Origin of the sequence: Nocardia implantans (assembly GCF_035544775.1) — a bacterium.
In the GTDB taxonomy this organism is placed as follows: domain Bacteria; phylum Actinomycetota; class Actinomycetes; order Mycobacteriales; family Mycobacteriaceae; genus Nocardia; species Nocardia implantans.
Genome location: NZ_JAYKYQ010000002.1, coordinates 270,888 through 294,358, shown reverse-complemented (window position 1 = coordinate 294,358; position 23,471 = coordinate 270,888). Strand labels below are relative to the sequence as shown.

Genomic DNA, 23,471 nt, shown 5'->3' with positions numbered 1-23,471 from the left:
CGCCCCGGCGCGGAACGCCGGAACTAGGCTGTTTGTTCAACCCTCACGAAGGAGTACCCACTACGACGGGGCGCCACACCCCGAATTACGCCGACTTCTCCCGGCGCTCCGGGCGCTGCGCCTTGCGCGGCACGATGGTGGGCAGGACGTTGTCGTTGACCGTGTCCGCGTTGACGACCACCTTGGCGACATCGTCGCGGCTGGGGATGTCGTACATCGCCGGCTGCAGGACTTCCTCCATGATCGCCCGCAGGCCACGCGCGCCGGTGCCGCGCAGAATCGCCTGATCGGCGACCGCCTCCAGCGCGTCGTCGGTGAACTCGAGATCGACACCGTCCATCTCGAACAGCCGGACGTACTGCTTGACCAGCGCGTTCTTCGGCTCGGAGAGGATCTTGACCAGCGATTCCTTGTCCAGGTTGGTCACCGAGGCGACCACGGGCAGACGACCGATGAACTCGGGGATCAGGCCGAACTTGATCAGGTCCTCGGGCATGACGTCGGCGAAGTGATCGGTGGTGTCGATCTCGGCCTTGGAGCGCACCTCGGCGCCGAAACCGATGCCGCGGTGGCCGGTGCGATCGGAGATGATCTTCTCCAGACCCGCGAAGGCGCCCGCCACGATGAACAGGACGTTCGTGGTGTCGATCTGGATGAACTCCTGGTGCGGGTGCTTGCGCCCGCCCTGCGGCGGCACGCTCGCCTGGGTACCCTCCAGGATCTTCAGCAGGGCCTGCTGCACGCCCTCACCGGACACGTCCCTGGTGATCGACGGGTTCTCGCTCTTGCGGGCGATCTTGTCGACCTCGTCGATGTAGATGATGCCGGTCTCGGCGCGCTTGACGTCGTAGTCGGCGGCCTGGATCAGCTTCAGCAGAATGTTCTCGACGTCCTCGCCGACGTACCCGGCCTCGGTCAGCGCGGTGGCGTCGGCGATGGCGAACGGGACGTTCAGCATCTTCGCCAGCGTCTGGGCCAGATAGGTCTTGCCGCAGCCGGTGGGACCGAGCATCAGGATGTTGGACTTGGCCAGCTCGACGGTCTCGCCGCGGCTGTCGCGCCCCTTGTCGCCGGCCTGGATGCGCTTGTAGTGGTTGTAGACGGCCACCGCGAGAGTGCGCTTGGCGGTGTCCTGGCCGATGACGTAGTTCTCCAGGAACTCCCGGATCTCGGCGGGCTTGGGCAGCTCATCGAGCTTCACCTCGCTGGATTCGGCGAGTTCCTCCTCGATGATCTCGTTGCAGAGATCGATGCACTCGTCGCAGATGTACACCCCTGGTCCCGCAATGAGCTTCTTGACCTGCTTCTGGCTCTTTCCGCAGAACGAGCACTTCAGCAGATCGCCGCCATCTCCGATGCGCGCCATCTCGTGGGTCCCTACTTCCTTGTCCGCGTGCAACCGTCCGTCCAGGTTGCCAGCTGTCCACCACTTTCGCAGCCGCAAACGCATCGGCTGATTTCGTGGCCGGTGGGGCAGTGCCGTCAACCGGGAGCAAAGGTCCCTAGGTTGACCGTACCCGGTGTTCGGGATGGAGGTCGACAACTCGCGCATGTTTCTCGCGCGGGTTGTGCGAGTCGTCACGACGCCGAAAGGCGAAGCGTCCGCCGGAGCCGCGTCGACACCTCCGCACCGCCCGCGGCGCCGCGCCGCCGGTTCGAACGAATTCTCGAACCCGCGGCCACGCGTGGGCGGTCCGGCCGGGCGGTATGCCCCATTGCGTACTTCCCGGCCGGAATTCCCTGTCACAAAGCAATTCAGAGCGGACCGCCGCCGGGATCGGCAATTCGCCCCGCCGTCCCGGACCGGCCGGAACGGCGATTCGCGCCTTATTTCTGCGCGCTGAGCTTCCGGTAGTCGAAGACCGTGTCGATGATCCCGTACTCCTTGGCCTCCTCGGCCGTGAGGATCTTGTCGCGGTCGGTGTCCTTGCGGATGGTGTCGGCGTCCTTGCCGGTGTGCCGCGCGAGCGTGGTCTCCATCAGGCGGCGCATGCGCTCGATCTCGGCGGCCTGGATCTCCAGATCCGACACCTGACCCTGGATGCCGCCCTCCAGCGAGGGCTGGTGGATCAGCACGCGGGCGTTGGGCAGGCAGGCCCGCTTGCCCGGCGTACCGGCGGCCAGCAGCACGGCGGCGGCCGATGCGGCCTGGCCCAGGCAGACGGTGGCGACGTCGGCGCGCACGTACTGCATGGTGTCGTAGATGGCCATCAGCGAGGTGAACGAGCCACCGGGCGAGTTGATGTACATGGTGATGTCGCGGTCGGGGTCCAGCGACTCCAGCACCAGCAGCTGCGCCATGATGTCGTTCGCCGAGGCGTCGTCCACCTGCACGCCGAGGAAGATGATGCGCTCCTCGAACAGCTTGTTGTACGGGTTGGACTCCTTGACGCCGAAGCTCGAGTGCTCGATGAACGACGGCAGGATGTAGCGCGCCTGCGGGCTCTGCGGTGCCATGCCGGACAGGCCGGCGCGCGGGTCGATCGAATTGGCCATCTTCGTCTCCAAAGTCGGTGCGGCGGCCGGACGTTCGAGGTGTCCGGGGGCCTGTGGGTGATCCGGTGCGTTATTTCTTGGCGCCGTTGGCCTGATTCGCGTGGCTGATCACGTGGTCGATGAAGCCGTATTCCAGGGCTTCGGCCGCGGTGAACCAGCGGTCGCGGTCGGCGTCGGCGGTGACCTGCTCGACCGACTTGCCGGTGTGCAGCGCCTGCAGCTCGTTCAGCTCCCGCTTCGTGTGCGCGAACTGCTCGGCCATGATCGCGATGTCGGCCGCCGAGCCGCCGATCCCCGCGGAGGGCTGGTGCATCATGATCCGCGCGTGCGGCAGCGCGTAGCGCTTGCCCTTGGTGCCCGCGGTGAGCAGGAACTGCCCCATGGACGCGGCGAGGCCCATGCCGTAGGTGGCGATGTCGCACTCGGCGAACTGCATCGTGTCGTAGATGGCCATGCCGGCGGTCACCGATCCGCCCGGCGAGTTGATGTAGAGCGAGATGTCCCTGGTGGGATCCTCCGCCGAGAGCAGCAGGATCTGCGCGCACAGCTTGTTCGCGATGTCGTCGTCGACCTGCGTGCCGAGGAAGATGATGCGCTCACGCAGCAGGCGCTCGTACACCGAATCACTGAGGTTGAGACCAGCAGTCGCGGTTGTCATGACCCCTGCCTGGTTGATTGTCACGGATACCTGCCTTCTCTCGCCGGCTCGTTGCGGATTGCCACATAGCCATCACTGGTTGGATACGCCGCACCCGGTCGGACATGGCCATCCAACTTGCCGTCACAAACATTAACGAAGCAGGGCGGCACCGAACTCCCGGTACCGCCCTTTCTTCGCTCACAGCGCAATCAGCGCACCTCGCGGGCATCGATCACGCCGACATTCCATGGATTTACTCGGCGTCCGCCGCGGCCGTCTCCTCGGCCGCGTCCTCGTCCGCGGAATCGGCGGGCGCGCCGAACATTTCGGCGGTGTCCACCGGGTTGCCCGCGGAGTCGGTGACGGTCACCTGGCCGACCACGCCCGCCAGCGCCTTGCCGCGCCGCACGTCCGCGAAGATCGCGCCGAGCTGGCCCGCCTGCTGCACCTGCTGGATGAACTGCTCCGGCGACAGGCCGTAGCGCTGGGACTGGAACAGGATCCGCTCGGTGAGCTCCTCCTGGCCGACCTGGGTGCCCTCCGCCTCGGCGATCGCGTCCAGCAGCAGCTGGGTCTTGACCGACTTCTCGGCGGCCTGCTTGGTGTCGGCGTCGAACTCCTCGCGGGTGCTGCCCTGCGCCGCGAGCGCCTCGGCGAACTTGGCCTCGTCGTGGTCGAAGCCGTGCACCGCGTCGTGGGTCACCGCGTCGATCTCGGCCTGCACCACGGCGTCGGGCAGCGGCACCTCGACCTGCTCGAGCAGGGTGTCGAGCACCTTGTCACGGATCTCGCCTGCCTGCTGCACCTTCTTGACCCGCTCGACGCGGCTGCGCAGATCGGCCTTCAGCTCCTCCAGCGTGTCGAATTCGCTGGCCAGCTGGGCGAACTCGTCGTCGGCCTCGGGCAGCTCCCGCTCCTTGACGGTCTGCACGGTCACGGTGATGACCGCGTCCTTGCCCGCGTGCTCGCCGGCGACGAGCTTCGAGGTGAACTCCTTCGACTCGCCCGCCGACAATCCGACCAGCGCCTCGTCCAGGCCCTCGATGAGCTGACCGGAGCCGACCTCGTGGGACAGGCCGGTCGTGGCGGCCTCGGCCACCTCCTCGCCGTCCACGGTCGCCGACAGGTCGATGGAGACGAAGTCACCGTTCTGCACCGGACGCTCGACCCCGGTCAGGGTGCCGAAGCGCTGGCGCAGCGACTGCAACTGCTCCTCGATGTCCTCGTCGCCGACGGTGAACGCGTCGACGGTGACCGCGATGCTCGAGTAGTCCGGCAGCGTGATCTCCGGACGCACGTCGACCTCGGCGGTGAAGGCCAGCTCCTGGCCGTCCTCGATCTTGGTGATCTCGATCTCGGGCTGACCGATGACCTTCACCTCGGAGGTGGTGACGGCCTCGCTGTAGCGACCCGGCAGCGCGTCGTTGACGACCTGCTCCAGGATCGCGCCACGGCCGAGACGGGCCTCGAGCAGCTTCGCGGGCGCCTTACCGGGACGGAAGCCGGGGATGCGGACCTGCTTGGCCAGTGCCTTGTACGCGCGGTCGAAATCCGGCTTCAGCTCCTCGAAGGGCACCTCGACATTGATCCGGACCCGGGTCGGGCTCAGCTGCTCGACGGTGCTCTTCACGGACATGCTCCTTGTTCGTTGTTCGTACTGGTTGACGTTCGTTCTGCGGCGCCACGCCCGCGGCGTTCCCGGTTCGGAACGGCGGGCGAAGCGGCCCTACGCCGGCTGCCGCGCTCCCCCACCGGCGCCGATCCGAACCGGAGTCCCGGCCTCGGCCGAGACGACGAGGGGGTGCGGCGTACGCCACGCATCCCGACCAGGTTAGTTGACCGGCCCGGCGGGGCTGCACCCGGCGGTGCCCGTGGCGGCGCGTGAGCGGGCGGGCTACTTCCCCACCGAGACGGCGTCGGTCACGAAGACCAGCGTCTCGTACGGGGCGATGCCGCGTCCGCCCGCGCCGTAGCCCAGCTCAGGCGGCACGATCAGCAACCGGCGCGCGCCTTCCTTCACACCGACCAGCCCCTGGTCCCAGCCGTCGATGACCTGGCCCGCGCCGAGGGTGAGCTGGAACGGCTTGCCGCGATCGAACGAGCTGTCCAGCGTCTTCTTGTCCGACCAGGTGACCAGCGCGTAGTTCATGGTCAGCTGCTGACCGGGCGCGGCGGCGGGCCCGCTGCCTTCCTTCAGATCCTTGACGATCAGTTGCTTCGGCGGGTCGCAGTTGTCGGGCAGGGTGATCTTCGGCGCGGCGCCGAAATCGCCGCTGACCCCGAGATCGTCGGCCGTGCACTCCCTGCCCTTGCTCTGCGTGGCGGGGCGCTGCGCGGAAGGCCCTGCCGCCACGGTGGTCCTCGTCGTGGAGACGGCCGTGGCGGACTCGTCGTCCGAGCCGCAGGCCGCCAGCGCGACGGTGGTCGCGGCGAGGACGCCGATCCCGATGATCCGTCCGAGAATGTGCATGCCGCGGACCCTAGACCACGAGCGGCCGCGGGGCTGGACGGACTTCACGCGACACGCGCGGGCCGCCCCGCGGAGCCCGCTGCGGCTAGGCTTGGCGGTGAATTCTCCATCCGGCGTTGTCGATTCCGGTCGGCAACCGTTGCAGGACCGGGACGGCGGCCGGTCGCCGTCGCCCCCGATGCCAAGAGCGTGAGGAGAGTCGGCCCATGACCCACATGGCGAGTGCGGGTGGCGATACTTCGGCGGACAACGTCGGCAGCACCGGCGGCCGGACCGTCGCACCGCGTCCCTATCGGCTGGCGGACGTGCCGGGACCGCTGGCGCGCGAGGAGCTGGCGGCGATCGACGCGTGGTGGCGGGCCGCGAACTATCTCGCGGTCGGCCAGATCTACCTGACGGCGAATCCGCTGCTGCGCGAACCGCTGCGCGCCGAGCACGTCAAACCCAGGCTGCTCGGGCACTTCGGCACGGTGCCCGGCCTGAACCTCGTCTGGGTGCACGCCAATCGCGCGATCCGCAGGCGCGACCTGAACGCCGTCTTCGTCGCCGGTCCCGGGCACGGTGGTCCCGGCCCGAACGCGTGCGGCTGGCTGGAAGGCACGTACTCCGAGCTCTACAGCCACATTCCGCAGGACGCCGCGGGCATGGGCGCGCTGTTCCGCCAGTTCTCCTTCCCGGGCGGGGTGCCGAGCCACTGCGCACCGGAGACGCCCGGCTCCTTCCACGAGGGCGGCGAACTCGGCTATTCGCTGCTGCACGCGTTCGGCGCCGCCCTGGACAATCCCGATCTCACCGTGTTCTGCGTGGTCGGCGACGGCGAGGCGGAAACGGGCCCGCTGGCCACCAGCTGGCATGCGAACAAGTTCCTCAATCCGGCGCGCGACGGCGCGGTGCTGCCGATCCTGGCACTGAACGAGTACAAGATCGCCAACCCCACCATCCTGGCCCGCATTCCGGAAACGGAGCTGCTGACGCTGCTGCGCGGCTACGGCTACGAGCCCGTCGTCGTCGCCGGTGACGATCCCGCCGCCGTGCACCAGGCGATGGCCGCGGCGGTGGACGAGAGCATGGACCGCATCGGACGGATCCAGCGCGCCGCGCGCGACGGCACGGACGGGACGCGCCCGAACTGGCCGATGATCGTGCTGCGCACACCCAAGGGCTGGACCTGTCCCCCGGTGGTGGACGGCGACCAGGTGGCGGGAACCTTCCGCGCGCACCAGGTGCCGCTGCCGGGGGCGCGCTCGGACGAGGGGCACCGCGCGGTGCTGGAACAGTGGCTGCGGTCCTACCGTCCGGAGGAACTGTTCGACGAGGACGGCAAGCCGGTACCGGAGCTGACCGCTCAGGTACCCGTCGGTGATCGGCGGATGAGCGCCAATCCGGTCGCCAACGGCGGCATGCTGCTGCGCGACCTGCGCCTGCCGGACTGGCGCGACTTCGGCGTCGAGGTCGGCAGGCCCGGCGCGACCTCGCACGAGGCGACCAAGGTGCTCGGCGGCTGGCTGCGCGAGGTCACCCGGCGCAATCCGGACAACTTCCTCACCTTCGCGCCGGACGAACTGGCCAGCAACCGCCTGCAGGACATCCTCGAGGTCACCGGCCGCAACTGGCAGGCGGAGATCGACCCGCGCGACCAGAAACTCGACCGCGCGGGCCGGGTGATCGAGGTGCTGTCCGAGCACATGTGCCAGGGGTTGCTCGAGGGGTATCTGCTCACCGGCAGGCACGGGGTGTTCACCTGTTACGAGGCGTTCATCCACATCGTGGACGCCATGTTCAACCAGCACGCCAAATGGCTCGACGCCAGTTCGGCGGTGCCGTGGCGGCGTCCGATCCCCAGCCTGAACTACCTGCTGTCCTCGCACGTGTGGCGCCAGGACCACAACGGCTTCACCCACCAGGACCCCGGCTTCCTGGACGTCGTGCTGAACAAGAAGGCCTCGATCGTGCGGGTGTATCTGCCGCCGGACGCGAACACACTGCTGTCCACCTACGACCACTGCCTGCGCTCGCGCCACTACGTGAACGTCGTGGTCGCGGGCAAGCAGCCGCAGGCCGACTGGCTGTCGGTGACCGAAGCCGCCGAACACTGCGCGCGCGGGATCGGCATCTGGCCGTGGGCCTGCCACGGCGACGAGGTGGGCACCACACCGGACGTGGTGCTCGCCTGCGCGGGCGACATACCGACGCTGGAGACCCTCGCCGCGGCGGCGATCCTGCGGGAACGCCTGCCCGAGCTGCGCGTCCGGGTGGTGAACGTGGTCGACCTGATGCGGCTGCAACCGCGCGAGGAACATCCGCACGGCCTGCCCGACTGCGAGTTCGACACCCTGTTCACCCGGGACCGGCCGGTGATCTTCGCCTTCCACGGCTATCCGTGGCTGATCCACCGGCTGACCTATCGGCGCGCCAACCACGACGGACTGCACGTCCGTGGTTACCGGGAGCGGGGCACCACCACCACGCCGTTCGACATGGTGATGCTCAACGATCTGGACCGCTACCACTTGGTGATGGACGTCATCGATCGGGTGCCGAGCCTGCGCGAGCGGGCCGCGGGCTTGCGCCAGGAGATGGCCGACGCGCGGTGGACGGCCCGCGCGTGGACCAGGGAACACGGCGAGGACATCCCCGAGGTCGCCGACTGGAGCTGGCCCTACGAGCGCGCCTGAACCGTACGACGGACTTCCGTCCCGGCCGGTGCGGGTTCCGGCCCGGCAGAAGTACGATCGACCGTATGGAAAGTGTCCCGCGAACCGCCGAAATCACCGACAAACGCCTGCTGCGCGGCGCCAGGACCCGCGCCACGGTGCTGCGACACGCGGTCGACATCGCCTCGCTCGACGGATTGGACGGCCTGAGCTTCGGCAGGCTGGCCGAGGACACCGGGCTGAGCAAGGCCGGGATCCAGACCCTGTTCCGCACCAAGGAGGCATTGCAGCTGGCCGCCGTCGACCACGCGCGCGACCGGTTCGTGGAAGCGGTCGTCGAACCTGCCCGGTCCGCGCCGCACGGCGTCGCTCGCCTGCGCGCCTTGGTGGAGCACTGGATGGTCTACGCCACGACGCCGCTGTTCCCTGGCGGATGCTTCCGCGTCGCGACCATGGCCGAGCACGACAGCAAGCCGGGGCCGGTGCGCGACGCCCTGTTCCGCGACCAGCGAGCGTGGGTGCGGCTGCTGGCGCGGGAACTGCGCGCCGCGGCGTCCGCCGGTGAGATCGCCGAGCTGGACGCCGATCTGGCCGCGTTCCAGATCGACGCGGTGCTCTGCGCGACGAACACCGCCCTGCGGATCGGCGATCCGGACGCCGCCGACCGCGCACGCCGCATCGTCGAAAGCTTCTTGCGCACACCCTGACCACGCCCGATACGTCTTCGGTATGACTCGGGCCGAATTGTGAGAGATTTCAGGACATTAGAAAATCGCGGACAGAGACCGTCGCCACCTTGTATCTTGCGGACAACGCGTTTCGCGCGTTTCCGTAGCAACTCCCCCATCCGTCGCCGTTGCCGGAGGGCGCGCAGAAGGGCGGTTCTCATGAACCACACAGCCGAAGCGACCGGGTTGGACATCCTAGGTGCGATCTTGATGGTGGCGTGGATGGTCGTCATGTGGGCGGCCGTCGGCGTGCTCGCCGTCGCGATACGCAAACCGCTGCGACCGTGGATGTTCCGTACCGCGCTCGGGGTCGTCGCGCTGGGCGTCATCGCCCAGATCGGTCACTTCCAGGAGCACGTGGCACAGGTCGGATACTGGGTCCAGCACCCCAACGCACCGTCGTGGATGACCCCGTGGGGCACCGGCTTGGCCAACGGATTCGGCCAGGTGAACCACATGAAACCGGCGCTGGGCATGGAAATCCTGCACCTGGTCGGCAATTTCCACTTCCTCGCCGGACTGGTCGGCGTCGCACTGGTCACCCATCACGCCCTGGAGAGCAAGGCACGCAAGTGGGGCCGCATGGGCGTGCTGATGCAGGGCATCCACGGGCTCGAACATCTCGCGCTCACGCTGACGGTGGCGTTCGGCACCAAGGCGATCGGGTTGTCGACCTTCTTCGGCCTGCTCGATCCGGGCGCGGGCGCGTCCACCTACCGCATCTGGTGGCACTTCCTGGCCAACGTGATCGGCACGAGCATCTTCGCCATGGCGCTGTACTACCTGTGGCGGGAGCGCGCCGTGATCGAGGCGCCGTTCCGCGACCCCGCCGCCGCCAAGCCGAGCCGCGCGCCCGCGGCGGCCGCGGGCGCGGCGGCTCCGGCGTACGCGGCGGTCACCGAAGCCTGATTCAGCGACCCCATAAGGGCGTCTGCCATCACGGCAGGCGCCCTTTTTCGCGTCGCGACCTATTACCCTCTCGCCGGGCGGTGCGGCCGGTCTCGGACGACGAATGCCCACCGAAGTCCAGCCCCGTGGGTAGCAAACCGCAGTCCGCTCGACGAGGTTGCGCGGACGTCGATTCCGACCACCCCAGCGCGCGTCGACAACGCATATGTACGCGGATTCCAGCCCGGAAATGCGCCACCCCTGGGAGGTCGCGCAGCCCCTCGGGTTCAAGACGCTTGGCGTCGCCGCTGGTCGCGGTGCCGGGCCGCGCGGAAAACGTGGCAACTCTTCCCATGCTCGAGAAAGCACTCGACAAGGGATCGACCCGTCGATTAATGTGACGTTATCCAACGGCACGATGGATAGGGACCCGCCGATCGGACCCCACCGGACCGATCCCCGAGCCCGAGGTGGCGAGATGAACGGACGCGAACGATGACCGGCATCACGCCGCACCAGCGACGGACACAGACGTGGCTCGTCCGCCCGCTGATCGTGAGCGCGATAGCGGCAACGCCGGAAACCCCGGCGCAAGCCGATGCGCTGGCCGGGCCCGACGCGATCGTCGCGGCACCGCGCCCCGCAGACCCGGGCCGCCACGGATACGACAGGCCGGGCTCCTCCCATCCCGACAACCGGGACCGAGCCGACCGGCACCGGCCCGCGGACGAGCCGTCCGCGACGGATGCCGCCCCGATCCCTTCCCCGCCCCCACCTCGCGCGGCAACCACGACCATCGACGTTCGCCGCACCGCCGCCGCTCGAACCGTGTCGCCGCGCACGGCTCGAATCCCGAACGGAGACTTACGATGACCGCCACCACCCATTCCGCCGCACGGCGACTGCTCGCCTGTACCGCGATCGTCGGCATGCTCACCGCCGCCGCCGCCGGCATCGCAGGCGCCGAGTCGCACTCGGGCCCGTCGGACCCGCGCAACGGCACCGGCGACACCAACGGCTGGCACCACATCGATCCGATGGGCTACAACCACAGCGACAACGACCCGCTGCGCGCGGAGGAGCACGACGACGCCATCCGCGACTATCACCAGCGCCAGAGCCGTCCCGCCCCGGCCGACACCACCACGGGCGACTCGTCGGCCAGCCCCAGCTGGTCGCGCGTCGCCCGCCCGGACGGCAGCGGCTACACCGTCTGCCGTCCGCAGGCCCGCTGGTGCCAGTGAGCGCCGGACCGGCTGCACCCACGAACCTTCCGTGACGTCCACTCGGACCGATCGTACCGCTATCTAGCGGCACACTACTTGAAGTATCACCCATCCCGGAAATCCACTCCGGCCGGGATAGCGCACGAAAGAGAAACACCCATGTTCAAGATCAACGGGCTTCGCCGGACGACCGCGTGTGACGACAAGCGCGGCACGGCACGGACGCTCACCCTGCTGGCGGCGGCAGCGGTGGCGGCGGGCGGCCTGAGCCTCGGCGCGGGCACCGCCGAGGCTCAGGGCGCTGCCTGCCTCTGGGCCGGGGGCGCCTACGGCCAGGGCACCACGGTCGTCGCGGGTGGCTGGACCTTCAGCTGCGGCACCGACGCGGTCGGCGCGCCCTACTGGCATCGCGGCAACGCCGTGCGGCAGGGCAGCACCGTGCCGAACCCGGGCGCCTACACCCACCCTGCGGGCCTGTTCAGCCCCGGCGCCCGCCAGTACGGCACGGAATACAACGACTACTGCGTCGGAAGCCAGCTCATCGAGGGCTCCGAGGACGTCTACCAGGTGGTCTCGGACGGCCGCGGCTCCGTGTGGTGGAAGGCCGCCGGATCGATCGACCAGTGGACCTTCGATCCCGGCACCGGCCCGCAGCATTCCTGGCGCTCGTCGAGCCTGTGCTACGACGGCTCGCTGACCTGACACGGCCCATCCACCGGCACGCCCGTGACCGCCGCGGTCACGGGCGTGTTCGCGTGCGCGCCGGCCTCCGCTGCGATTCCAGCCGGATCCGCTCCTCGAGGTGATCCGGCACATGCCAGCTGATGTCGGCCCTCGTGGCCGCCATCAGCTTCCTGCGCACGGTCGCCACCTGGGCATCGACCGTCCGGATCGAACTGCCCCTGCGCGCGGCGATGGCGCTGTTGGCCCAGCCCGCGGCGGCCAGCACGGCGACCTCGCGTTCGGCGGGCGTCAGCTCGTCCCAGCGCGAGGCCGTCGACCTGGCCTGCGGCCGCCGCGCGGGCAGCAGGCGGTCGGCGGGCAGCCTGCCAAGCAGCAGCAATTGCAGTTCGTCGCGTTCGGGACGCAGGCGCGCGCCGCGCTGGACCGCCGCCTCGTGCGCCTCCGCGCCGATGACCGCGGTGACCGCCGCGACGGCCTGAGCGGTGCCCCTGGCCACCAGGGTCACCCGATCCGCGACGATGCCCATGGAACGGTGCAGCGTGGCGATCCCGCCTTGCAGATGGGCGATCTCGGTGGCGGCGGCGATCGCCTCGGCGCTGTCGGTGTCCCCCGCCTCGATCCGGGCGGACAGCAGGTAGGTCAGCGCCATCATGATGAAATGCGCGACCCAGCCCGCCGTCCAGGTGTCGCCCGTGATCAGCAGGCGTTCCAGAATGGAATTCCCCAGCGTGACCGCCTCCCGCGCGTCCCCGTGCCGGGAGACCGCGATCATCCAGGCCAGCTCGGCCCACGAGGTCGCCCAGCCCGCGTCGGAGGCCACGGCCCGGTCCAGATGCCTGCGCGCGGCCGCGAGCGCGACGTCCGCCTCACCCAGGTTCGCGTAGGTGAGCGCTTCGAACAATTCGCTGCGCTGCTCGCCGGCCCGGTCGCCGAGCACGGCGAATTTCCGCCGCGCCCTGGCCAGCACGTCCACCGCGCGGATGTCGAGGTGGATCAGCAGCAGCTCGAGCCCCCAGGTGAACTCCACCGCGGCGGGCAGGCCGGCATCGGTGGCGGTCGTCTCACGCCAGCGACGCCGCAGTCGCGCGTCCGGCAGGCACTCCGCGGCGCATTCGTCCAGTAGTTGCGCGGTGTAGGCGTGTCTGCCCTGCCAGATGGCGATCCAGCCCACCAGGGCGGTCGCGTTGATCCGCAGCCGGGTCGGCGGCGGCTCGACCTGCGCGGTGACTTCCAGCGCCTGTTCGGTGAGGCTGGTGATGGCGCGGTTGGACCCGGTGATGAACGGCACGCGCAACGCCATCAGCGTCGCGGCGGTCTCCAACCCGACCACGGCCTCTTCCGGATCGGCCAGACTGGTCTCGATGGCGATGAGGATGTTGTCCCAGGCCGCGCGGGCCCAGTCGATCCACTCCTGTTCCCTCGGGCCGTACCAGAAGGAGGGGCCCGAGGCGACGCGGTCGCGATAGTGCCGCCGGTGCCGGGCGAGCAGCCGCGCCTCGTCGAGGTGGTCGCCGCGGGCGGACAGCCGGTCGCGCACGAACACCCGGACGCTTTCCAGCAGGTAGTAGCGCACCGTGGACGCGGTGATGCGGGCCGACAGCAGCGAGCGCTCGACCAGGCGCTCCAGCAGCCCGCCGATCCGCTCCGCGGGCAGCGCCGCGTCCGCGCACACCGCCACGATCGCGTCCACCTCGGCCCCGCCGCACGGCGTCTCGTCGTCCTCGGCGTCGCAACCGGTGGCGAACACCGACAAGCGGTCCAGCAGCAACTGCTCTTGCGCGGTGCACAGACCGTAGGACCAGGCGATCACGTCGCGCACACTGCGGTGCCGTTCGCCGACGCCGCCCCTGGCGCCGTGCGTCCACTGCAGGCGGCGATCGTCGGTGTCGCCGGACAACTCGCGCAGCACGATCGCGGGTGGCCGGTGCAGCAGCCGCGCCGCGGCCAGGCGGATGAACAGCGGGTTGTTGTCGACGTGCCCGCAGATGCGGGTGGCGATGTCGAGCTGGCCGGGATCCTCGGGAATCGGCCGTCCGGTGCGCTCGGCTCGCCGCCGGAACAGTTCGAGGGCGTGCGCGCTCGACAACGGGGGCACGGTCACCAGTTGCTCGTCGATCCAGCCGATCGGCTCCCTGCTGGTCGCGACGATGGTCAGGCCGGGGGCCGCCTGCAGCAGCCCGATGACGAGCGGGCCGACGCCCGCCAGCACGTGTTCGCAGTTGTCCAGCACCAGGATGGTCCGGTGCGCCTCGCCCTCGACGAAGCCGTCGGCGAAGATCTCCACCAAGCCGTCCCAGGCGGAGCGGCCCGCGATGCCGTTCTTCGCGACCGACAGCAGCACTTCCTCGGCGACCGCCCCGGTCTCCGCGCCGGGCACGAGCCGGGCCAGCCTGGTCCAGTACACCGGGTGCCGGGCCGCGCCGCGATAGCGCCGCACGGCTTCGACCGCCAGCGTCGTCTTCCCGATGCCGCCGGGCCCGACCAAAGTGATCAACCGGGCGCTCGACGAGCTGAGCAGGGCTTCTATCCGCCGCAGTTCGGCGTGTCTGCCCACGAACTCACCGGGCGCGGCGGGGCCGTTGTCGCCACCGCTGTTCACCTCCGACATGCCGACGCACCTACCGATCCGGGACTCCACCGCTCGAGCAGCCTAATGGTTGCGACCGGTCCTTTTCCTGTGACCGCGCCTGGGCCGACGCTCGGCTTCGTACCTGACCCGATCGGCCAGCTCGTCGGGTATGTGGGCCGCGATGTCGGCGCGCGAGGCGATCATCAGCTTCTGCCGGATGGTGGCGACCTGCGCGTCGACCGTACGGATGGAGCTGCGCCGGTGCCCGGCGATGGCACTGTTGGGCCAGCCCGCGGCGGCGAAGACGGCGACATCGCGTTCGGCGTCGGACAGATCGTCCCAGCGCGAAGCGGGCCGCCGCGACACCGGTCTGGAGGCGGCCGGGCGATCCGGCCGCCTGGCGGGCGCGACCGCGTCCGCGGTGGGGCACCACAGCGCGTCCAGTTCGGGACGCAACCGCGTTCTGCGCTCGGCGGCGGCGTAGGCCCGGTCGCCGAGCACCGCGCGGGCGACCTCCGCCGCGCCGCGGATCTCGGCGGCGATCAGCGGTACCCGTTCGACGGAGATGCCCATCGAACGCTGCCGCGCCTTGAAACTCCCCACCAGATAGGCGATCTCCGTCGCGGTGTCGGCGCACGCGGCCCGATCGCGGCCCTCGGCGCGCTCCGCGACGAGCACCTGGGCCAGCGCGACGATGTGCGCGCCGACCGCCCAGCTAGCCGTCCAGGTGTCCGGTTCGCCGCGGTAGCGGGTGAGCACGCCGTGCGTCAGTGTCAGCGCCTCCGCGGCGGACCCGTGCTTGGCCAGCGCCACCGCGCGCGCGATCTCGGCCCAGGCGCGCGACAGCGTCGATCCGGAGGACGCCGACCGCGCGAGGAACCGCTCGGTGTGCTCCAGCGCCTGCCGCCGGTCGCCGACGAGGGCGGCGCAGAAGACCACGAACACGTCGCTGCGCTCGGCGCCGATGCGATCGCCCTGTTCGGCGAACTTGCGGCGGGCCCGGGTGAGGACGGCGATCGCGCGCGGGTCGCCGCGCACGAGCATCAGTTCCAGTCCCCACATCCACTCGACCGGCGCGGGCAGACCGAAATCCGTGTCGGTGTAGCGCGGGCCCGCGCCGGGCGGCAGGGCCGCGCGGTCGGCGAGTAGTCGCGGGATGTGATCGGTCCGCCCTTGCCACAGCGCGATCCAGCCGAGCAGCGCGGTGGCCAGGTCGGCGAGCCCGGAGGGGCCGAGGCCGCACCCGCGGGTGGCCTCCAGCGCGCGTTCGGTCAACCGGGTCAGCACGCCTGCGCCGGATTTGACGTACGGCACCTTCATCGACAACAGCACGGTGGCGGTCTCCAGCGCGACCACGGCTTCGGCCGGGTCCGCCAAGCCGGACTCGATGCCGAGCACGATGTCGTTCCAAGCCGATCGCGCCCAGGCCAGCCAGGCTTGATCCTGCGGGCCGAGCCACATGGCCTGCCCGGCGACCACCTTGTCCCGGAAATACCGGCGATGCCGTGCGGCGAGGCGGTCGAGCTCGGCGCGGCCCCGGCGGCACAGCCGCTCACGGGCGAACACCCGGACGCTTCCCACCAGATACCAGCTGACCGTGGTCGCGGTGAGGTGCGCGGACAACAGCGACCGTTCGGTGAGCCGCTCCAGCAGCTGTTCGATCGCACCGGCCGGCAGGTCCTCGTCGGCGCACACCGCGATCGCCGCGTCCAGTTCGATGCCGCCGCGCAGCGACTCGTCATCGGTCTCGTACCCGGCGGCGAAGACCGACAGCCGCTCCAGTAGCAACTGCTCGGCGGGGCCGCACAGCGCGAACGACCACGCGATCACGTCGTAGACGCCGCGGTGGCGCCGTTCGGCGCCCGCCCGTGCCCCGTGGGTCCAGTGCAACCGTTTGTCGTCCGCGTCGCCGGTGAGTTCGTGCAGCACCATGAGCGGCGGCTGATGCCGCAGGCGCGCCGCGGCCAGGCGGATGAACAGCGGATTGTGGTCGACCCGGCGGCAGATCCGCGCGGCGACGGCCGTCGCCTCGCGCTCGTCCGGGATCGCCCGCCCGATGAGTTCGGCCCGCTGCCGGAACAATTCGAGCGACTGCCGCGGCGACAGCGGCGGCACGGGCAGGATGTACTCGTCGGCCCAGCCGATCGGTTCGCGGCTGGTGGCCACGACGGTCAGTCCCGGTGTGGCTTCCAGCAACTCGGTGATCATCGCCGCGACCGCGCCGAGCAGGTGTTCGCAGTTGTCCAGTACCAGGATGGCGCGCTCGGCGGAGCGGTCAGCGCTGGTGAAGGTGCGCACCAGCGCGGACCGGGTCGGCGGCGCACCGAGGTCGGCGCGCACGGCCGACTGCATGACGTCTTGGGCGGTGGCGGTGCTGCCGGCCTCCAACCCGGCCAGCCGCGCCCAGTACACCGGCCTGCCGCGGGCGCGGACGCCGCGGCGCAGCGCCTCCGCCGCCAAGCGCGTCTTGCCGATCCCGCCCGGCCCGACCAGGGTGATCAGGCGCGCGCCGCCGTCCAGCAACGCGCCGAGCCGGTCCAATTCCGTTTCCCGGCCGACGAATTCACTGGTGGATGCAGGCAGCACGCCGCCACGTGCCTGAACCAGGGACATAAAACGAAAGTTAGCCGACGACGCGGCAACGCGCTCGACAATCAGAGGTTACGTCCGAGGTCCGGTCGGCCGCTCACGCGGACGCGGAGGCGGTGCGCGCTTCCCGCGCCGGTTCCTACCTGGCCGACGCCGTCTGCTGGTAGTGCATCTGGACCACCGCGCTGTCGAAGGTCATCACGTCCACCAGCTGCAATCCCGACACCACCGCGGGCGTCGGGAACAGCGGGATCCCGCCGCCGAGCAGGATGGGGTGCACGAACAACCGGTACTCGTCGATCAGGTCGTGCTTCATGAACTCCGACGCCGTCTCCGCGCCGCCGAACAGGACCATGTCGCACCCCGGCCGCGCGCGCAACGCCGTGACCTCCTCGACGAGGTCGCCGCCGACCACGCGGGTGTTCCAGTTCGCCCGCGACATGGTGCGGGAGAACACCAGTTTCGGCGTCTCTTTCCAGCACCGCGCGAAATCCACGTAGAACTCCGAGATCGCCGGATCCACGTCGGCCGTCGGCCAGAACGACGCCATGATCTCGTAGGTCTTGCGGCCGTAGAGGAACAGGTCCGCCGAGCGCAATTCGTCCAGGAACGATTCGCACAGTTCCTCGTCCACCACCGGCCAGTGGACTTCCTGATCCGGCCCTTCCGCGAAGCCGTCGAGCGACATCTGCATCCACAGCGTCACGCTTCCCATGTGCCCACACCCATCTGCTGCCCTTGTGCGACAGAGAGATTGTCGGGCGAAGCGACACTTCGGCGCATCGGTAGGTTGCCCGCAGACATACCTAAGTAGGGGAACTCAGGCGGCTCGGCGCCGCGATCGCGCGCCGGATGACCCCAATATACCGTTGATCAACGGCACGTTACCGCTACGTATCGCCAATGCTGGGAATCTGAAACGGAAATACTTCGATCGGTGCGGCCGCGCGGGAGGATCAAGCGTCCGGCAGCGTCTCGGCCAGCTCCGCGTCCTGGTCGAGATACCTTGCGACGAGCCGGTTCACGAGTTCGGCCGTGGTCTCCGCCGGGACCGCCCTTGTCGCCGCCAGCCGCTGCGCGAGTTCGTCGACCTGCGCGGGGCCGCGTTCGGAGTCCTGGAACGACGCCCACGCGGTGCGACGGAACAGATCCACGTAGCGCCGGGCGATCCGCTCGGCGTCGGCGCGCAGCTTCTCCAGTTCGCCGAGGACCTCCTCGGCCGGGATGCCCGCGGCCGTCATCTGGTCGAGGCTGTGCGCCAGGCGGCGGTCGGCGATCCGGTAGGTCGCCGCGTCGACGGGTTCGTACAGACCCGCGGCCACGACCCGGGCCAGACCGTTGGGCACGTCGCGATAGCGCTCGGCCAACTCGGTCGCCGCGATCGTGTCGGCGGCGTCGACGACGGGCGCCTCGGTGGAGCCGGGCTCGCCGACACCGAGGATGTCCCCCAGGTCGTCACCACGGTCCCAGGCGTTGAGCAATTCCTTGATGCCGTTGAGCTTGATCCCACGATCGAGCAACCTGCTGATGGTGCGCACCCGGTTGAGGTGGTCGGCGCCGTAGAACCCGGTACGCCCCTTGACCTGCGGGGGCGGCAGCACACCGCGTTCGTGGTAAACGCGCAGGCTGCGCACGGTCGTACCGGCCTCACGCGCCAGCTCGTCGATCGTGTATTCCACACCCGCAGTCATACCTCAAGGAAACCACATCGCAACACGTGACGACCGCCGGTGCGCGGCCATTGCCGGGGCGACCGACCGGTCTCTAGCGACGTTTCAGCAAACACCACTGCGTGCGGCGGATCGACCCGCCGCGGGCGCGCCGGCCGCCCCTTCTTCCCGCCGCTGGAAATCCGTCCGGCGCCCGGTCGCGCCGCTGCGCCCTATCCTTCCGGCATGGGTGATTCCGCGGGCCCTCCGGCCAGTCTCGCCGACCGCGAGCGCGCGATGCGCGAGCTGACCCACCACCTGGGCACGGGCCGGCTGTCGCTGGCCGAGTTCGACGAACTCAGCGCGGCCGTCTCGGCCGCGACCAGCAAGACTCAGCTGGCCGAACTGTTCGCCGACCTGCCGGGCAGCACACCGCCACCGGCCGAGGTCACGCCGGTCAACCCGCTGCCACGTCTGGCCGTGCTGGCCGGGGCGACGGTGGTCTTCTCGGTGGCGCTCGCGGTGACCACGGGCACCTGGCTGTGGCTGCTGCTGATCCTGGCCGCGCCAGCTCTTTTCATGCTCACCGCGCGCACCACCTGAGACCGGTCACCACCTGGACTTCGGCCGCACGTAGTTGGCCAGGTCGACCAGGCGATAGCGGTGCAGCCGGTGCGGCGCGATCCTGGCCAGCGCCCGCAGGCTCGTCTCCAGTCCGCGTTGCAGACCCAGCGTGGTGAACGGGAAACCGAGCAGGGTCGCGTCGGGGGTGGCGGATTGCCCGCCCGCGCGCACCCATTCCAGCGCCGCTCCCACCACGATCACTTGCAGTTGCAGCGCCCGCGGTTCGTCGGGCGCGGCGTCCAGCCGCGCGGCCGCCTCCAGCAGATCGGCCTCGGTGGTCTCCGGGATCGGTTGCGAGACCAGCAGCAGACAGCCGGTCATGCGCGCCACGCTCTGATACCGCGACGCCTCAGGCACCTGATCGAGCACCTCGACGGCCTCCAGCAGATCGCCGTCGGCGGCGAGCCTGCGGGCCAGGCCGAACGCCGCGCTCACCACGCCGTGATTGGTCCGCCACACCGTGCGGTAGTACTCCTCGGCGAGCCGATGCCAGCGGTCGTCCGCGGCATCCCCGAGGTGCTGGAGGGTGAGTTCGGCGGTGGCCGCCAGCGCCAGCGCGGGGGCGATCTCACCGGGCAGCATGCCGTGCACCAGGTCGAAGTACTCGTAGGCGCGCTCGTACTGCCCGTCCAGCAGGGCGGCGACGGCCGAGTACCACTCGATGCGCCAGTCCGTGCCGTAGTCGGGCCGCAGATCGGCGAGCCGGTCGCAGGCGGGCACCACCTCGCCCAGGTCGAGGTGCGCGCGCACCGCGGTGAGCGTGCCCTCCAGTTCGAACGTCTCCGGCTCCGGGATGGTCCCGGAGACGATGCGGTCGGCGGTGCGGCGCAGCGCGTCCAGCGCATGCCTCGGATCACCGTGCAGCAGCGTGGACAGCAGATCGGCGCTGGGGTCCTCGCTGTCGATCAGCGGCACCGGCAGGGCGGCGACGACGCTGGGCGCGTCCAGCGCGGGCAGGCGATGCCGTCCGTCGGTCATGCCGTCGGTCTGGCCGATCAACGTCTCGATGCCGAAATCGCCGCGCATCGCGCCGAATTCCAGCGACGCCTGCGGATGCTCCTTGCCGGTGTCGTAGGCGAGCACCATGCGCAGCACGCCGGCGAGCTGGCCGTACATCGCGTAGGCGGTCGGGAAGCGGCGGCGCGGATCGGGGTCGGTCGCGCGGCACAGCAGCCGGTACAACGCCGGATAGTCCCGCAGCAGCGGCTGGTCCTCCGGGGAGGGGATGCCTGGCAGCTGGTGTCCCTCGGGGTTCTTGGGCATGTCCAGCACCAGCGCGGCCAGTGTCCGCCCCACGGTGTAGATGTCCGAGGCGACCGTCGGGCCGGTCTCGGTGATCTCCGGCGCCTGATAGCCCGGAGTGCCGTAGATGCTGCCGTAGGACTCCATCGCGGCCACCGCGCCGAGGTCGATCAGCTTGACCTCGTCCTCGCTGACCATGATGTTGTCGGGCTTGAGATCGTTGTAGGCCAACCCGAACGAGTGCAGGTAGTCCAGCGCGGGCAGGATCTCCATCATGAAGGCGATCGCCTCGGAGGCCGGGATGCGTTCGGGCGCGCGCAGATCCAGCATCTTCTTCAGCGAGCGCCCGCCCACGTACTCCATGACGATGTAGCCGTCGGCCACGTCGCGCCCGGAGCGGTGCTTGACGAAGTTGTGGATCTTGACGATGCCGGGATAGGCCACCTCGGAGAGGAATTGGCGCTCGGCCAGGGCGACCACGTGCGCCTCGAAGTCGAGCGGGTTCTGCAACCCCTTCAGCACCACCCAGCGGTCGCTCACGTTTCGATCGATCGCCAGGTAGATCCAACCGAGTCCGCCGTGGGCCAGGCAGCCCTGGACCTCGTACTGGTCGGCGACCATCTCCCCCGGCTGGAGCAAGGGCCGGAAGTTGAACGGCGAAGCGCATCTGCCGCACTCGCCTTCGACCGCCCCCGGCTTCCCTTCGGCGGTGCGGCCCACCGGCTGCTGACATTTCCAGCAGAACCGTTTGTGCTCGGGCACTTCCGGGTTCTGCATCACCGCGGTGCGCGGATCGAGCGGACTCACCTTGGGCATGGACACCAGACCGCCGCCCAATCTGCGCCCGCTCGGCCGCGAGCGCCCGCTGCGCCCGGAACCCGGGTCGGACTCGAGTGCGCCGAGCAGCAGCTCGGCGGTCCCGATGGTGTGCTCACCGCCGTCCTCCCGGCCGTCCGGCTCGACGGCGCTGGGAACGGAGTCGACGGCCAGGGCACGTGGTGGCGCGACGTACTGGGGTGTCGACCACGGATTGGGTAGCCGGGGGGGCACTTCGGTCTTGAGCAGATGCCGAGTCGCCCACGGGTGGGAAGTTCGCCGGGGCACGTCGGTACCGCGCATGCGCCGATTCGCCCAAGGGTGCGCAAGTGGACGGTCGGATGCGCTGGGGTGCTCCGGCATACGAACCTCTCAGACCCGCCGTGTGATCGCGGTTTCATTCTGGTCCGCCGCCTGTCGATGCGCGCTGGGGTTGTTCCCGCCATTGGGAATATATCCGCCCCGGGCGAGCGGCCCGGGGCGGATACTGCCTCACTCTTCGTCGGGCTTGTCGAGGATCACCACCGGATCGCCCGATTCGCGGCGCGGCCGCTCGGCGAGGACCGGGAACTGACCGGTGATGCCCTGACGGATCTCCGCGATCTGCAGCACCCGCTTGCGGGCGAGGAACCAGCCGCCGACGAGCGCGGGAACCATGATGACGACCATCGCGATCACGGCGCCGCGCTGCACGTGGTCGTCGCTGAAGGCCATCAGCCCGACCACGACGACCAGGAAGGCCAGCGTGGCGAAGCTGGTGTACGGCGCGCCGATCAGCCGGAACGACGGCCGCTGCGCCCGGCCGGTGCGCGACCAGCGCCACAGCTGCAGCTGGCAGACCACGATCGCGGCCCACGCGAAGATGGTGCCGAGCGCCGACATGTTCAGCACGATCTCGAAGGCCTGCTCGGGCACCACCGCGTTCAGGCCGACGCCGATGAGCGCGACCGCGCCGGTGGCGAGGATGCCGACGTAGGGCACGCCGCCGTTGGACATCCGTGCCGCGATGGTCGGCGCGCTGCCGTTCATCGACATCGAGCGCAGGATACGGCCGGTCGAGTAGAGACCGGCGTTCAGGCTGGAGAACGCCGCGGTCAGCACCACGAGGTTCATCACGGAGCCGGCTCCGTCGACGCCGAGGCGCGAGAAGAAGGTGACGAAGGGGCTCTCACCGTTCTTGAACGCGGTGTACGGCAGCAGCAGCGCCAGCAGGACCAGCGAGCCCACGTAGAACAGCGCGATCCGGGCGATCACCGAGTTGATCGCGCGCGGCATGATCTTCTCCGGGTTCTCCGCCTCACCGGCCGCGGTGCCGACCAGCTCCACCGCCGCGTAGGCGAACACGACGCCGGTGGTGACCAGGACCAGCGGGAGCAACCCGGTCGGGAACAGCCCGCCGTTGTCGGCGATCACGCTCGGGCCGGTGACCTGGCCGTCGATCTTGAAGCGACCGGCGAGGAACACCGTGCCGACGATCAGGAAGGTCACCAGGGCGACCACCTTGATCAGCGCTGCCCAGAACTCGAGTTCGCCGAACCACTTCACCGACACGAGGTTGATGCTGACCACGATCGCGAGCGAGACCAGGGCGATCGTCCACTGCGGTATCGCCTCGAACGCTACCCAGTAATGGACATACGTCGCGATGGCGGTGATGTCTACGATCCCGGTCATGCACCAGTGGAAGAAGTACATCCACCCGACCGCGAAAGCCAGTTTCTCGCCGTAGAACTCGCGGGCGTAGGAGACGAACGATCCCGAGGAGGGGCGATGCAGCACCAGCTCGCCGAGCGCCCGCAGGATGAAGAAGACGAACACGCCGCAGATGGCGTACACGAGGAACAAGCCGGGGCCGGCACTGGCCAGCCGGCCACCCGCGCCGAGGAACAGGCCGGTGCCGATCGCCCCACCGATCGCGATCATCTGCAGCTGACGCGGGCGCAGCGACTTGTGGTAACCCGAGTCCTCGTCTTCGAGCCCGGCAGGCTGCGCGGCCGCCTCCGCGGGTGGTCGAACTGTGGTCATGGCGATGGCCTTTCAGGTGACGGCGATCATAACTTCGCTCAATGTACCGTTACATAGCGGTACGTTCAATAGCGAGTCGCGACTTGTAACACGCTGGACATCAAAGACTTTCGAAAAAAGGTGCCAGAGCAGCGACGATCGCCCCAGATTCGTTGATCGTGCCACCGCATA

17 protein-coding genes are annotated in these 23,471 nt (G+C 69.5%); 6 read left to right on the top strand and 11 right to left on the bottom strand.

The genetic code is table 11. From position 1 onward, the window contains the following. Positions 1–85 precede the first annotated feature (85 nt). The 5 genes from clpX to U3653_RS05535 form a co-directional block, all read right to left on the bottom strand. Entirely contained in the window at positions 86–1,366 is a 1,281-nt protein-coding gene (clpX, locus tag U3653_RS05555; RefSeq protein ID WP_067802795.1) for an ATP-dependent Clp protease ATP-binding subunit ClpX, read from the bottom strand. A gap of 461 nt (positions 1,367–1,827) precedes the next feature. Next, entirely contained in the window at positions 1,828–2,496 is a 669-nt protein-coding gene (locus U3653_RS05550) for an ATP-dependent Clp protease proteolytic subunit (protein WP_039796610.1), read from the bottom strand. Between the two features lie 70 nt (positions 2,497–2,566). After that, positions 2,567–3,154, bottom strand: coding sequence for an ATP-dependent Clp protease proteolytic subunit (locus U3653_RS05545; protein ID WP_067802392.1), 588 nt, complete (start codon positions 3,152–3,154; stop codon positions 2,567–2,569). A gap of 235 nt (positions 3,155–3,389) precedes the next feature. Further along, complete coding sequence (tig, locus tag U3653_RS05540; protein WP_195077531.1) at positions 3,390–4,766, bottom strand: trigger factor; 1,377 nt, start codon at positions 4,764–4,766, stop codon at positions 3,390–3,392. A 264-nt stretch (positions 4,767–5,030) separates the two neighbouring features. Next, complete coding sequence (locus U3653_RS05535; RefSeq protein ID WP_195077530.1) at positions 5,031–5,606, bottom strand: FKBP-type peptidyl-prolyl cis-trans isomerase; 576 nt, start codon at positions 5,604–5,606, stop codon at positions 5,031–5,033. Positions 5,607–5,812: 206 nt separating this feature from the next. On the opposite strand from U3653_RS05535, the gene U3653_RS05530 reads away from it, so the two are divergent. The 5 genes from U3653_RS05530 to U3653_RS05510 all read left to right on the top strand — a co-directional run bounded on the left by U3653_RS05530 (position 5,813) and on the right by U3653_RS05510 (position 11,804). Next, a complete protein-coding gene (locus U3653_RS05530; RefSeq protein ID WP_195077529.1) occupies positions 5,813–8,281 on the top strand; it encodes a phosphoketolase family protein in 2,469 nt (822 codons plus the stop codon). Positions 8,282–8,346: 65 nt separating this feature from the next. Continuing rightward, positions 8,347–8,967: a TetR/AcrR family transcriptional regulator gene (locus tag U3653_RS05525; RefSeq protein ID WP_195077528.1), complete on the top strand. Its 621-nt coding sequence runs from the start codon at positions 8,347–8,349 to the stop codon at positions 8,965–8,967. A 180-nt stretch (positions 8,968–9,147) separates the two neighbouring features. Further along, positions 9,148–9,897: a DUF6008 family protein gene (locus U3653_RS05520; RefSeq protein ID WP_195077527.1), complete on the top strand. Its 750-nt coding sequence runs from the start codon at positions 9,148–9,150 to the stop codon at positions 9,895–9,897. An 848-nt stretch (positions 9,898–10,745) separates the two neighbouring features. After that, on the top strand, positions 10,746–11,120 hold the full coding sequence (locus U3653_RS05515; RefSeq protein WP_195077526.1) for a hypothetical protein: 375 nt from the start codon (positions 10,746–10,748) through the stop codon (positions 11,118–11,120). 141 nt (positions 11,121–11,261) lie between these two features. Then, entirely contained in the window at positions 11,262–11,804 is a 543-nt protein-coding gene (locus U3653_RS05510) for a hypothetical protein (protein WP_195077525.1), read from the top strand. Between the two features lie 37 nt (positions 11,805–11,841). On the opposite strand, the gene U3653_RS05505 is transcribed toward U3653_RS05510, so the two are convergent. The 4 genes from U3653_RS05505 to U3653_RS05490 form a co-directional block, all read right to left on the bottom strand. Continuing rightward, positions 11,842–14,394: an ATP-binding protein gene (locus U3653_RS05505; protein ID WP_195077524.1), complete on the bottom strand. Its 2,553-nt coding sequence runs from the start codon at positions 14,392–14,394 to the stop codon at positions 11,842–11,844. Between the two features lie 42 nt (positions 14,395–14,436). After that, entirely contained in the window at positions 14,437–16,968 is a 2,532-nt protein-coding gene (locus tag U3653_RS05500; protein WP_195077523.1) for an ATP-binding protein, read from the bottom strand. A gap of 115 nt (positions 16,969–17,083) precedes the next feature. Beyond that, positions 17,084–17,659, bottom strand: a complete 576-nt coding sequence (locus U3653_RS05495; protein WP_323123922.1) for a dihydrofolate reductase family protein — start codon at positions 17,657–17,659, stop codon at positions 17,084–17,086. A gap of 241 nt (positions 17,660–17,900) precedes the next feature. Continuing rightward, on the bottom strand, positions 17,901–18,635 hold the full coding sequence (locus tag U3653_RS05490; RefSeq protein ID WP_067802421.1) for a MerR family transcriptional regulator: 735 nt from the start codon (positions 18,633–18,635) through the stop codon (positions 17,901–17,903). 204 nt (positions 18,636–18,839) lie between these two features. On the opposite strand from U3653_RS05490, the gene U3653_RS05485 reads away from it, so the two are divergent. Next, complete coding sequence (locus tag U3653_RS05485) at positions 18,840–19,196, top strand: DUF1707 SHOCT-like domain-containing protein (RefSeq protein WP_195077522.1); 357 nt, start codon at positions 18,840–18,842, stop codon at positions 19,194–19,196. A gap of 6 nt (positions 19,197–19,202) precedes the next feature. Here U3653_RS05485 and U3653_RS05480 read toward each other — a convergent pair whose 3' ends face one another. Continuing rightward, positions 19,203–21,578, bottom strand: a complete 2,376-nt coding sequence (locus tag U3653_RS05480; RefSeq protein WP_323123923.1) for a serine/threonine-protein kinase — start codon at positions 21,576–21,578, stop codon at positions 19,203–19,205. 189 nt (positions 21,579–21,767) lie between these two features. Then, entirely contained in the window at positions 21,768–23,300 is a 1,533-nt protein-coding gene (locus U3653_RS05475) for an amino acid permease (protein ID WP_195077520.1), read from the bottom strand. Positions 23,301–23,471: the final 171 nt, after the last annotated feature.

Excerpts from the sequence above, each read along its gene's own strand:
- clpX (WP_067802795.1), bottom strand. The coding sequence starts at position 1,366 with ATGGCGCGCATCGGAGATGGCGGCGATCTGCTGAAGTGCTCGTTCTGC.
- U3653_RS05550 (WP_039796610.1), bottom strand. The coding sequence starts at position 2,496 with ATGGCCAATTCGATCGACCCGCGCGCCGGCCTGTCCGGCATGGCACCG.
- U3653_RS05545 (WP_067802392.1), bottom strand. The coding sequence starts at position 3,154 with ATGACAACCGCGACTGCTGGTCTCAACCTCAGTGATTCGGTGTACGAG.
- U3653_RS05535 (WP_195077530.1), bottom strand. The coding sequence starts at position 5,606 with ATGCACATTCTCGGACGGATCATCGGGATCGGCGTCCTCGCCGCGACC.
- U3653_RS05530 (WP_195077529.1), top strand. The coding sequence starts at position 5,813 with ATGACCCACATGGCGAGTGCGGGTGGCGATACTTCGGCGGACAACGTC.
- U3653_RS05525 (WP_195077528.1), top strand. The coding sequence starts at position 8,347 with ATGGAAAGTGTCCCGCGAACCGCCGAAATCACCGACAAACGCCTGCTG.
- U3653_RS05520 (WP_195077527.1), top strand. The coding sequence starts at position 9,148 with ATGAACCACACAGCCGAAGCGACCGGGTTGGACATCCTAGGTGCGATC.
- U3653_RS05515 (WP_195077526.1), top strand. The coding sequence starts at position 10,746 with ATGACCGCCACCACCCATTCCGCCGCACGGCGACTGCTCGCCTGTACC.
- U3653_RS05510 (WP_195077525.1), top strand. The coding sequence starts at position 11,262 with ATGTTCAAGATCAACGGGCTTCGCCGGACGACCGCGTGTGACGACAAG.
- U3653_RS05505 (WP_195077524.1), bottom strand. The coding sequence starts at position 14,394 with ATGTCGGAGGTGAACAGCGGTGGCGACAACGGCCCCGCCGCGCCCGGT.
- U3653_RS05500 (WP_195077523.1), bottom strand. The coding sequence starts at position 16,968 with ATGTCCCTGGTTCAGGCACGTGGCGGCGTGCTGCCTGCATCCACCAGT.
- U3653_RS05495 (WP_323123922.1), bottom strand. The coding sequence starts at position 17,659 with ATGGGAAGCGTGACGCTGTGGATGCAGATGTCGCTCGACGGCTTCGCG.
- U3653_RS05490 (WP_067802421.1), bottom strand. The coding sequence starts at position 18,635 with ATGACTGCGGGTGTGGAATACACGATCGACGAGCTGGCGCGTGAGGCC.
- U3653_RS05485 (WP_195077522.1), top strand. The coding sequence starts at position 18,840 with ATGGGTGATTCCGCGGGCCCTCCGGCCAGTCTCGCCGACCGCGAGCGC.
- U3653_RS05480 (WP_323123923.1), bottom strand. The coding sequence starts at position 21,578 with ATGCGCGGTACCGACGTGCCCCGGCGAACTTCCCACCCGTGGGCGACT.
- U3653_RS05475 (WP_195077520.1), bottom strand. The coding sequence starts at position 23,300 with ATGACCACAGTTCGACCACCCGCGGAGGCGGCCGCGCAGCCTGCCGGG.